An 11,327-nucleotide genomic window follows, 5' to 3' on the forward strand; every position below is an offset into this window, starting at 1 on the left:
GCGGCCCCGCTCGCGCCTTTGCCGAGCTGTCCATCAACCACGCCGAGGCGCTGGTCAACAGCCAGGTCGCGGCCAGCAAGGCCTACACCGATCTCGGCATCCAGCAGGTCCGCAAGGCCCTTGAGATAAAGGCGCCCCAGGACGTGCAGGGCTACGTCCAGGGCCAGCAGGAAGTGGCCAAGCAGCTCGGCGAGCGGGTCAAGGGCGACGCGGAGAACGTGATCGAGCTCAACCGCAAGTTCGCCGAACAAGCGCAGCAGCTGACCAAGCAGAACGTGCAGGCTGTCTCTGAGGCCGCCAGCAGCGCCAAGTAAGGCGACCGCACCCCTCACCCCCGGCTGGCGCGGTCCGACCAGGGTGGGTCTCGCAAAAGGCTGCCAGTCCCCCGGGGCTGGCGGCCTTTTCTTGTGATGTGCGTAACGCCGCGGGGTCGTGCGCACGCGAGTGCAACCGTGACTTGCGTACCCAAGCGCATTGATACTTGGCTCCACTGTGTTCCCGACCCCTGCGCGACTGCTGCACAGAGTACGCATTCAGAGCGCGGCTCGATCGCAAGTGACGGCGGGCATGCACGCAAACGACTAAAGCAGCATGGCTGCTTTGAGCGGCGATGGGAGATGTTAGTGTCAGCACCAACGCGATGCCGACCTGTACACAGTCAGGGCGCTTGTCGCGCGAGTAACCGAAACGGCGCTTGTCTTCCTCGGCCAACGGCGGATTGGCCTCGAAGTAGGTGCTGGTCAGGTCGTAGAGCAACGCGTCGAACTCGACATTGAACAGCTCCCGACAACGGCGCACCAGGTGATCGAAGAGCGCCGTCTTGTGCGCCAGCAACTTGTCGTGACAGGCATACAGCTTGTGGATGTCGGCCAGGCCCGCGTCGGCCCCAAGCAGGCCGCGCAATGCACTGCGCTCGAACCATTGCCGGTGCTAGCGCCGTTCGCTGCCCGGCGACAGCAACCGACACGCCACCAGCACGAACAGCACCTGACCCCAGCGCGTGCCTGTGCGACTCGAGGGCACACGCCCGCGCCAGAACTGATCGAACTCCAGGCCCTCCCGCAGCTTGTGCGCGAGCCAGCACGAGCCCCCTACCCGCGGGGCGGCACAGGTGCAACGGCGACAGGCACAGCCGCACCACCGACGCGTCCACCACGCCGTCGTCGATGCGCTCTCGCGGAAACAGCGACAGCGTCGCGCACTCGTCCAACACCTCGATCGACTTGCGCCATGCCCGCTCCTGCGAGGAATTGATCTCACCGAGGTACAGCACGTGGCGCTGCACGACACGCCAATCGGCCAGGCGCCGGTTCTCGACGATCCCCCAATACCGGTGCACCTTGCCGTCTTCCCTGCGTGTGGTCGCGCGTAGAAACACGGCCAGCCATTATCCGCACGCACGCACTAAAGAAACAAAGCACGGTCTTCACGACAGCGGGTGTTGGGCACTTATCCACAGACCGGCCGTTGATTTGCAAAGAGATTTCTTTGCGACTCGCTCCAAATCCGGGGCGAATCCGCCACGTTGGGTTAACGTTGAAATGCTTTACATTATCCTTGGAGGGTTTTCTGAGATATCTCTTTATATCAGCATCTTAAATTATTGGCATGATGTTTGCTTATGTATATGGGGCTGAAATTCAAGAGACGTAAGGATTCGAACAATGAAGCAGACACTGACGACGCTCGTGGCAGGTGCATTACTGACAGGGTTAACGGCCACGGCTCACGCTGCGCCTATTACCTTCACACCGTCTTTTGACGGTTCCGAAGTGACCCGCACTGGGTCTGATCGATTCGCTGTCAATTTGGAGGACTTCAGTAATTTGTCCTTCGCGCTGGACGAGGGGGAGAGTGAAGTTTTTAATTTCATGACAATTAGTGGCACAAATCTCCAGGGTAACCGTACCGCGACGATTGCCGCGACGCTGGCATTCACTGAGCCGAACTCAGTGAGCGCTTCCGGCACCGGTAATGCCAATTCACCTGGGGGGACTACGAATTACAGCTTGTTGTGGACGCAACCCACGGATATTGCGCTAGCTGATGGAACGCTCTTTGGTGTGAGCTTCTCAGAATTGTCAAGTGTTTCATCCGGCTCACACACTGTATCGGCCACCGTCACGCTCTTCGCCGGACCCGACGAGCCCTCAGGTCCAGAAGAGCCCGTTGCCGCCGTTCCTGAGCCCAGTATTCTCGCACTGCTGGGTGCCGGTTTGCTTGGCCTGGTGTTTATGCGGCGCCGAGCGAACTAACGATTGAAGACGCGCTTGAGGCACGGTGTCCAGTTCATGGGTTCCCGCCGTTCGGCGCGCTTTGGCTCCTACCCCTCCCATTGTGATCACGATGGTTGACGAATGTAGGTGGCGTGGTCGAGGTCAACGGTGGAGCGGGCCGGAGACGGACCCCGCGCCCGGTGAAGCTCGCATTTCACATGCACCACCACCGGGCCTTAACTCCCGGCCCGACAGCCAGGACGTGGGTCTCTTCTGGGCGCAGGTTCGGTTCAGGGCCCTCTCAGCGCGTCAAGGAGCGCCACAGGGCACGCCGGGCGGATGGCTTGATCCCGAGTACCAACCCCGCGGCGAAGGAAAAGCCGATGGCCACCGGCAGGTGGCGACGCACGTGGGGCACGAGGGCGGCCACCAGTTCGGAGACCACCTCTGTCTCGCTTCGGGCGCCGCCGGAGGGTGCCGGTGACGGTTTTCGTGGTCGCAGATAGGTGCTGGCGATCAGCAGCAGGACACCGGTGAGGGCCAGTAGCGCCACACCGGTGAGCGCCGCCGCACCCGCTGGTGTGGCGATGGGAATCAGCGCCAGATAAAGCGCCGCAGCGAGAAACCCGCCGCCACCTAACCCAACAATGGCGCTCAGCAACCCGACGGCGAGTCCGATAAATGAGCGAGCGATGGCATCGCGCACGTTATCGCTCCTTCGCGTTGCCAGCGATTCAGCGCCGCGAGTGCAACAGCAGCCCGGCGATCAGACCACCGACGAACGCGGTGAGCACGCTGGTCAGGGGGTGCTCTTCAACCTGCTTCTTGACGGAGCGTTCCGCCTCCACGGCCTGCTCCTTCGCCCGCCCGAGGCGCTCGCGCATCTGTTCCACGGTTTCTTCACCGGTGCTCGCGGTCACTTCCTTCAGGGTGTTCGTGATTCTCCGCACGTCCTCACGCAGCTGATTGATTTCATTGCGCAGTGCGTCTGTACTCTGCTCTGCCATGTTGATTCCTCCCGGACAGTTAGCATGGACGGCAACATGTCTTGGGGATGGTGATCAGTGACCGCCTTTTCAAGGCTGATGCCCTTAGAAGTGACATTTAGAGTCTAGGCGCCGCCAGAGCGCTGGATCAGCGTCGCCGCCCCGGGCCGGGCTGTCTTACGGGAAACGCCGCCTTGTAATCGGGCCGCGTGGCAATGCATCCGCAGATGATGCCCAGCACCTGGCGCATGACCACCGGCCGGCTGGCGAACAGGAAGCGCATGGGATACGAAAAGATCAGCACCCCCTGGCGCACCGGCTGCTCGGGAAACACCTCGGCAGGACGACCTGTTCCTGTCGGCACTGACCGGCGAGCGCATATTTCACGAAGTCCGCGTCGGCCCGCAAGGCTACGCTACCTCACTCCGCTGACCGAGCACGCCGAGAGCAAGCTGTTGCCTGTGGTGCCAGCACATTGACATTGAGCCATCGCCCCGGCTCAACCGGCCGGGGCGAGAGGGGTACTACAAGTCCTCCAGCCGGGGCGCCCTTCGGGGACGGATGACAACCAGATCTTCCCGCATCAGAGCGCGGAACAGCGCGAATATCATGGCGAAAACCAGGATAAAGATCGGCAGCCCGATCACAGTGATGACTTGCTGTAGCGCCACGAGGCCGGCCTCTCCCGCCAGCACGATCAGCATGGCTGCCACAGCACCCTCCGACACCCCCCAGAACACGCGCTGACGGACCGGGCCCGGCTCGGTGTCGCCGGTGCACAGCAGGTCGATCACCAACGATGCGGAGTCCGAGGAGGTGGCAAAGAAAATCGCCACGATCACCACCGCCAGGCCCTGGATCAGCGTGGTAGCTGGAAAGTGCTCGAAGAAGGCGAACATGGCCAGGGGCACGCTTTCATTGACCGCTGCAGTCAGCATGCCCGCCTGTTCGCCCATTGCCGCTCGTGTCGCCTCGCCGATGCCGTCGATCTCCATGGCCGACCAGCCGAAAATGGCAAACCACACCAGAGTGAACAGCGAGGGGGCGAACAGTACTCCCAGCACGAACTCGCGGATGGTCCGGCCCTTGGAGATCCTCGCGACGAACAGACCGATGAAGGGTGACCATGTCACCGTCCAGGCCCAGTAGAAAACGGTCCAGTTGCCCTGCCAGCCCCAGTGGCCATCTTCCCGGGTATATTGGGCCAATGTGTCGTTCCAGAACGCCAAGGGCACGATATTGGAGACATAGATGCCCAATGTCTCGATGATCCCGCGTAGCAGAAAGATCGTCGAACCCGTCAGCAGCACGAAGACCAGCAATCCGGTGGCCATACCGATATTGATGTTCGACAGGATTTTCACACCTTTATCGAGACCAGCGACAATCGAAGCCACTGCAACCGCCGTGAGCACGACGATGATGGCCACCTTGGTGGTGACATCGTCGGGCACGCCGAACAGTTCCGTCAGTCCGGCATTGATCTGCGAGGTGCCCAGGCCAATAGAGACTGCGACGCCAAAAAGGGTGCCGAGCACGGCGAAGACATCGATGGTCTTGCCCACAGGGCCGTAAATGCGTTCCTTGATCAGCGGATAGAACACCGAGCTGACGCGCACAGGCAGGTCATAGCGATAGATGAAATAGGCAAAGGCAAGGCCTGGCAGCGCGAAAATGGTCCAGGTATGCAGGCCCAGATGGTACAGCGAGAACCCCATCGCCTCCTGAGCGGCGTTGACGGAGTGGGGAGCAACGTCACCATGGGGCGGATTGGCAAAATGGAAGATTGGCTCGGCGACACCCCAGAACATGAGGACCGTACCGATGCCACCTGCGAACAGCATGCAGAACCATGACACATTGCTGTATTGCGGCCGGTCGTCGTCACCTCCGAGCCGAATATCGCCGTAACGGCTCAATGCCACCCAGAGCAGGAACAGCAGCCAGACATTGACCCCGAAGATAAAAAACCAGCCGAGGTTAGTAACCACCCATTCCCGCCCGCCGGCAAAGGCACTGCCTATAGCCTCGGGGGTCACGACCAGCGCGAACAAGAATACCGCCATCAAACCGGCGGAGACGAAGAAGATCACCGGGTCGGTGCGTAACCCCAAGCGTACCGCGAGTGCCTGCATATAACCCCCCCCCTAAGGTATCGTTGTTCTTGCCGCAGCATCGGTTGCTACGCCAGTTAACCGGCGGGCCGGTGCGCGAGGCGTCACCGGCGCGTGAGTAGCAGTGTAGAACTGCGTTCATGCGGCCGCCAGCACATTCGGTCAACCATTACCGCAGCGCTTTCTTCGAGGGATCGACGGCCGCATGCCGTAGCCAGGACCTTCGAAGACCGCGCCCGGGGCGCGCAGCATGGATCACCCCTGCGTATAGGACGGGGGTTAGCTGCCGCACGCGCAACCTGTGCTGTGACATTGGTCGATGTTCGAATCGAACGGATCGCCTAGGGACTTATCGGTCATCGTCTGGGCCTCGGTTGACGGAAGAAATAGCAGATCCACAAGTGATCGCGGCAGGCGCCCTTGCCTGGAGGGGCCAGCGCTACGAACCGCAATCCTGCCGTTCAGAACCGCATTAGGCGGTGGTCCGCCGTCACGTGCGCGCACGACTCGATGCATGTTCCCTGCCACCTGCATAACTGACTGATGAAAAATGGGCGTTCGGGGGCGGGGAAGTCAGACGGGGCAGCGGAATGCACTCGTTCGATTCATCATGCGCCGTAATGGTGCTTGCTCCGCGGCGAAGGAGGCCTACTTCAGGCGAGTGCCATGGCCCGGAGAATGGGCACCGCGCGCTCGCGCTGAGGCGTGTCGTTTGCCCGGTGTCACCAACGGGCGGCACCAGCGAAGGCTATTGGGTCTGCGCAATCGGCGGCAGCAGTGGTGAAAACAAAAATGTTGCACTGCGTCATTCTCGCTGCTATAGTGCACCGCAACAAGGTTGGAGAAGGGCTCCAGGCCTTGTCAGAATCCGCAACCAGATGAGGTTTTTGCCATGAGCAACCCAACGATCAATCAGGTCAACGAGCAGTTCGAGAAGCTCTTTGGCGGCCCCACGCGCGCGTTTGCCGAGCTGTCCATCAACCACGTGGAGGCGCTGGTCAACAGCCAGGTCGCGGCGAGCAAGGCCTACTCCGATCTCGGCATCCAGCAGGTCCGCAAGGCCCTTGAGATCAAGGCGCCCCAGGACGTGCAGGGCTACGTCCAGGGACAGCAGGAAGTGGCCAAGGAACTCGGCGAGCGCATGAAGAGCGACGCGGAGAACGTGATCGAGCTCAACCGCAAGTTCGCTGAACAAGCGCAAACGCTGACCAAGCAGAACGTGCAGGCTGTCTCCGAGGCCGCCAGCAGCGCCAAGTAAGGCGACTGTGCCCTACCCACCCCCGGCTTCGGTCGAATCAGGGTGGGTCTCGTGAAAGGCCGCCAGTCCCCCGGGGCTGGCGGCCTTCTTTTGTTGTGCCCGACGCCGCAGTCAACGCGGCGCATTACGCCTGCGGCAAATGCGCCCTACCCCACTAACCACCCTTGACACCAATCGAAACGCGTAGTCAGTTATAGCGCAGCGTAATCCGCCGTCAACACAACGGCCGCAGCCACATCAGGGCAACACCAGGCACCGCGCAGATTCACTTCGCCCCTTACGGCGCAGCGCGCGAACTCAGAAACGGTAAGCGGCCCCAATGACGGCATAGTTGAGCTGGGCGAAGTTGAAGACGTCGTCGTTGTCGACACCGCCATCCAGGGCGCGGTAGCCGGTGAACACGTCCCAATGGTTGTTGATGGTATACTCCGCCCTGAGCCCGAGATCAAAGGCCCGCCCTTGCGGTGCCGCCAGGCCATCCAGGTCAAAACGAAGTCTCCACTGCTCGCCTATGCGGTAGCTACCCGCCAGATGGAGCAGCGGCACCAGGCCGACATCGGAATCGCGGCCGCGTACGCCGTCCTGCACGAGTCGCACTTCGGCGTCACGCACCAGCACCGTGAACCCAACACGCACTTGCCAGCGCGGCTCATTCCACACCAGGTAACGGTAGGTGAGGCGCGGGGCATTGAATTGATAGGTGCCCTCGACGTGCTCGGCGGCAAAGCTCTCGCCGGCAAACTCGACCGGCTCACGCAGTTCGCCGCGCCTCTGGACGCGCAGCGGCGCATACACCAGGCGCACGCCGTGGCGCTTGGCAAAATCATAGTCCAAGCTGATGCGGATGAATGCAAACGGGCCGCTGCCGGTTATGTCGTTGAAGGCGAAGCGGGTGCCGTCATCACCGGGAATCCGCACATCGTTGCGGCTCTGCCAGACGGCTCCGCTTTCCGCGCTAAGCCGCAACTCCGACGCGTGGGTCATTGACGTCATGGCCGCCAAGGCTAGCAGGGCCAGGGCCGATCTTCGCACGAGATGGCGCATGCATAACCCCCGGTCGGGCATCGAATGTGTCAGGGTGGATTCGCGCAGCGGAGTCCACCGGTAAACCAACGGCTGGAGGCTGCCTGCAGGGCCACACCGGGCACCGCGCTTGGGTCACGCGGCGCATTACGCCTGTGGCTAATGCGCCCTACGCCATGAACCACCCCTTGACACCGATCGAAGGGAGTGCGGCTGAGTACAGGGAAATTCCCACAATTCAGGGCTTGGCCATGAGGTCCGCCCGCCAGCCGCGCCAGAAGGTCGTTCCTTGCAGCACGGCGAATACCGCTTCGTACAAGGCCGGCAACCATAGAATGCCTGTGGCGAAGAGAAAGAACAGCGAGAATAACCCCCGGCTCACCGTGGCCATCGCGGCGATGAAGCGATTGTGCAAGGGCGAGAGCGCGGCGGGCAAGTAGAACAGGCTCACCACCACCATCGCCAGTCCGGCATAGCGGGCCCAGGTCAGAGGCGCCGGCTGGTCGATACCCATCACCCCCAGCAGGCTCGCCGGCGAGAACCATAACCACAGCCCGAAGAACACGTTGAGCGCGATACCCACCCACATCACCCGCTTGAAATTCGTGAAGTAGTCCGTGCCGGCATCCATCGTGGCGCTCCTAGAAGGTCAACAGGTAGTCAAGCAAGGCGGCCCTGGCGTCGGCCTCCAGGTCCGTGCCGTAAGTGTGGCCGCCGTTACCATTGCCCGGCAGCGCGGTATCGAAGCAAAACCCCTCCACCAGCGGCTCCCCCGGCGTACACTCAGGCGCGACAAAGCCGCCCTTCTCGGGGTCCAGCACGTCCAACCCGCGGACGAAGGCCACCGGCCGCTCCTCCGGCGGCAGCAACAAATCATACAGCGTGGGGACGGCGCCGTTATGCAAGTAAGGCGCCCGCAGCCAGAGACCGTCCAACGGCTGATTGGCGTATCCGTTGGTCTTGCGGAAATGACGGAAACGGTAGCGGGGATCGTCCTGAAACAGGGTGAGCTGGTATTCGCGCAATTGCTCGGTGTAGCTGTCCAGCCGCGCGGGGTCGACGCCGAGCTGGTCGTTGGGGACCACCTGACCCAGCCGCTCCCCTTCGAACACGTAACGCTGGCCGTCCTGGTAGCCATGGCAGGCGGCGCATTGCTGCATGTACAGCTCCCGACCCGCCTGCACTCGCTCCGGGTCAGGCTGGTAGGGGCTGGAAGGAGGTTCCAGGTCCGAAAGCCACTCCGCCACCCGCTCGATGGAGGCGTGATCCACGGTCTCCTCGGTGACGCCCGCGCCGATCGCGGCACTGAGATTGCGCTCCTGCAGCGAGGCGTTGTTGCCGTCCCAGTGCAGATCCATGCCCTCGCGTGGGCCCTGCAGGAACACCGAAGGGAAGTCAGCGGTGCCGATGCGTTCAGAGTCGTCCAGTTCATCCACCGGAATACCGAACTGGATGATCTTGTACGGGTTGAACGTGTCCACTCGGCCTGGTCCCCAGGCGGGCTGCTCGGCCAACAACGGCCCCAGCACGGCGCGGCGCTCCAGCAAGCCCTCGCGCACCCGCGGCAGCACGAAGTGGCGCCAAACCAGGCGCTCGACCCAACCGAGCTGATGCCCCTGTCGCTCGAACTCCGTCAGCACGTTGTCGGCGGCAAGCCGCGGATCATCGGCGATACCCAGCAGGAATTCGATGAAGGCATACAGGTCCAGGTTGTTCGAAGGCATGGCCAGAATGAGCTGCGGAGGTTCCTCTGCGTGCCCGCGCACCGTTCCCGCGTGGCAGACGGCGCAATTGAACCAGCCCAAGTCCACGCCGCGCACGGTACGTTGGCCGATGCCGATGGGCAGGTCGCCGTTGGCGGCACTGGCGTCCGGGCCGTAGAGGAAGCCGAAGACCTCATAGCCACCCCCTTCGAACACCTCCGGGAACATCTCCGGCAGGACCTGCCAGAGCCGCACCGGCAACCCCGTCGCCGGCTCGCTACCTATGGAGCCGTGCATGAAGTGCGCCTCGGCGTCTGCGAAGTGGACCGTGGACTCGCCGCTGTAGCGCAGCAGAGCCGACGCGCCGATCACGACTGTGACCAGCCCCGCCAGCAGCACAATGAGCAGTAGCAGGCCCACAGGCACTCGCAACCAACGCCGGCGGCGCAACTCCCGCTGGACTTCCGTGACTGGTGGGTCGGTGGTGGTCATGGCCGCCTCACCCCGCCCCGGCCGTAGCGCGCGACACGGGGATACGCAGGTCCGCCCGGGTCGCATAGATGGACATCAATGCCTCGATCATGCGTTCGTGGTCGCCGTCGAAGCGGGCCAACTCATAGCAGCCCAAAGGGTTCTTGGGTGCGTTCAACAGGCATTTATTGCAGAAGGTGCAGGGCCGCTCCGGCTGATCCCGACCGGCGCGCCACTGCTGCGGCAGGTCGTTACTCGCGATCAGTGGCCGGGCCATGGACACCGCATCGCAGACGCCGCCACTGATTACCTCACGCACCAAGGAGGCGCGCTGATACCCGCCGGTACTGATCACCGGGATGCCCACGGCGGCCTTGATCGCACGCGCCTCGTCCCTGCTGGCCCCCTCAACCGGGAAGCCGCGCTTGAGGCGAAACCACAACCAGCGGAAGATCCAGCGCAACCCCGGGTAGCGGAACAGCAGGTAGTTGCGGAACGTATCGACGCCGGCGGAGAGCATGGCATCGTAGGTGCTGGCGATGGTCTCGAAGGAGAAATCGCCGGGCGGATTCAGTGGGTGCGGGAACAGACTGCCGATGGAGACATGCAGCGCGTCGGCGCCGGTGGCCTCCACCCACCGACAGACCTGAATGGTCTCCTCCAGGGTGTTGCCGCGCCCCTCCCACGGGAGCACATTGTTGCAGTCGCTGGCGCTGATTTTGACCTGCAGGTGAAAGTCCCGGCCGACGCGAGCGCGGATGGCCTCGATGACGTCCAGCAGAAAACGCGCGCGGTTGGCCAGGGAACCACCGTAGCAGTCGCTACGATCGTTGATGGCCGAGCTCAGAAACTGAGTGAACAAGTAGCCGTTGGCGGCGTGCAGCTCCACGCCGTCCAGCCCGGCCTCGCGGGCTCGCCACGCGCCGCGCGCGAAGGCCTCGATGGTGCGATTGATCTCGTGACGGCTCATCGCGCGGCACAGAAAGCCGTGCAGTGACTCTTTGTGCCCGGTGGCGCTCAGCGCCCGGCGGTGCTGGTTGTGCACCCCGGGCAGGTCCATCTGCCGTCCCGAATGACTGAGCTGCAGCAGGTACTTGCAGTCGAAGCTTTGCACCGCCTCGCCCAGGCGCTGCCAGAGGGGAATAAAGTCGTCGCGGTGAATGGTGGCATAGCCGGCGACAATACGCCCCTCCATTTGCACGGGTACAAACGAGGAGATGATCGCCCCCACCCCACCGCGGGCGAAATTGCATTCCCAGTTGATTCGGGTCTGGGTCAGGCTGCCGTCCTCGTTGTCGAAACGCCCGGACACATTCGAGCGAAACAGCCGATTCTTGACCTGCAGATTGCGCCAGTCGAGGGGCGTGAAGATGACATCGTCGTTCATGACACCAGCGCCTCGCCCTGCCCGCTTCGCCCGCCGGCGCTGGAAACCGGATGAATGGACCCGCCCGTCCCACCCGCTTCGTCCATGGCCTTCGCCCACACCGCCAGCAGCAGCGCGGGCACGAACCGGTGCGCCGGACAGCGTGCCCAGCTGTCAGCCATGAACGCCA

Annotated in this window: 11 protein-coding genes; 3 read left to right on the plus strand and 8 right to left on the minus strand. The window is 62.8% G+C overall.

The features are described from left to right. Positions 1-314, plus strand: a 314-nt coding sequence (locus QZT63_RS03930) for a phasin family protein (protein WP_290648767.1), incomplete at its 5' end; no start/stop codon positions are given. 1,350 nt (positions 315-1,664) lie between these two features. After that, positions 1,665-2,255: a PEP-CTERM sorting domain-containing protein gene (locus QZT63_RS03935; RefSeq protein WP_290648769.1), complete on the plus strand. Its 591-nt coding sequence runs from the start codon at positions 1,665-1,667 to the stop codon at positions 2,253-2,255. 262 nt (positions 2,256-2,517) lie between these two features. On the opposite strand, the gene QZT63_RS03940 is transcribed toward QZT63_RS03935, so the two are convergent. The 4 genes from QZT63_RS03940 to QZT63_RS03955 all read right to left on the minus strand — a co-directional run bounded on the left by QZT63_RS03940 (position 2,518) and on the right by QZT63_RS03955 (position 5,337). After that, entirely contained in the window at positions 2,518-2,922 is a 405-nt protein-coding gene (locus QZT63_RS03940; RefSeq protein ID WP_290648771.1) for a hypothetical protein, read from the minus strand. 28 nt (positions 2,923-2,950) lie between these two features. Next, entirely contained in the window at positions 2,951-3,223 is a 273-nt protein-coding gene (locus tag QZT63_RS03945) for a hypothetical protein (protein ID WP_290648773.1), read from the minus strand. A 127-nt stretch (positions 3,224-3,350) separates the two neighbouring features. Next, complete coding sequence (locus QZT63_RS03950; RefSeq protein ID WP_290648774.1) at positions 3,351-3,566, minus strand: hypothetical protein; 216 nt, start codon at positions 3,564-3,566, stop codon at positions 3,351-3,353. Between the two features lie 160 nt (positions 3,567-3,726). Continuing rightward, positions 3,727-5,337 carry a BCCT family transporter gene (locus QZT63_RS03955; RefSeq protein WP_290648775.1) on the minus strand — a complete coding sequence of 537 codons (1,611 nt, stop codon included), beginning with the start codon at positions 5,335-5,337 and terminating at the stop codon, positions 3,727-3,729. Positions 5,338-6,208: 871 nt separating this feature from the next. Between QZT63_RS03955 and QZT63_RS03960 the strand changes: the two genes are divergently transcribed. Further along, on the plus strand, positions 6,209-6,574 hold the full coding sequence (locus QZT63_RS03960; protein WP_290648777.1) for a phasin family protein: 366 nt from the start codon (positions 6,209-6,211) through the stop codon (positions 6,572-6,574). Positions 6,575-6,871: 297 nt separating this feature from the next. Here the strand turns inward: QZT63_RS03960 and QZT63_RS03965 are convergent, their stop codons facing one another. The 4 genes from QZT63_RS03965 to QZT63_RS03980 all read right to left on the minus strand — a co-directional run bounded on the left by QZT63_RS03965 (position 6,872) and on the right by QZT63_RS03980 (position 11,158). After that, complete coding sequence (locus QZT63_RS03965; RefSeq protein ID WP_290648779.1) at positions 6,872-7,618, minus strand: hypothetical protein; 747 nt, start codon at positions 7,616-7,618, stop codon at positions 6,872-6,874. Positions 7,619-7,835: 217 nt separating this feature from the next. Then, the gene (locus tag QZT63_RS03970) at positions 7,836-8,228 is read right to left on the minus strand and encodes a hypothetical protein (RefSeq protein ID WP_290648781.1); all 393 of its coding nucleotides are present in this window, start codon (positions 8,226-8,228) and stop codon (positions 7,836-7,838) included. Positions 8,229-8,238: 10 nt separating this feature from the next. Further along, positions 8,239-9,792: a cytochrome c gene (locus QZT63_RS03975; RefSeq protein WP_290648782.1), complete on the minus strand. Its 1,554-nt coding sequence runs from the start codon at positions 9,790-9,792 to the stop codon at positions 8,239-8,241. 7 nt (positions 9,793-9,799) lie between these two features. Then, positions 9,800-11,158 (minus strand): NADH:flavin oxidoreductase, encoded by a 1,359-nt coding sequence (locus QZT63_RS03980; RefSeq protein ID WP_290648784.1) that lies wholly within the window; start codon positions 11,156-11,158, stop codon positions 9,800-9,802. Positions 11,159-11,327: the final 169 nt, after the last annotated feature.

Source organism: Aquisalimonas sp., assembly GCF_007120195.1.
Taxonomy (GTDB): domain Bacteria; phylum Pseudomonadota; class Gammaproteobacteria; order Nitrococcales; family Aquisalimonadaceae; genus Aquisalimonas.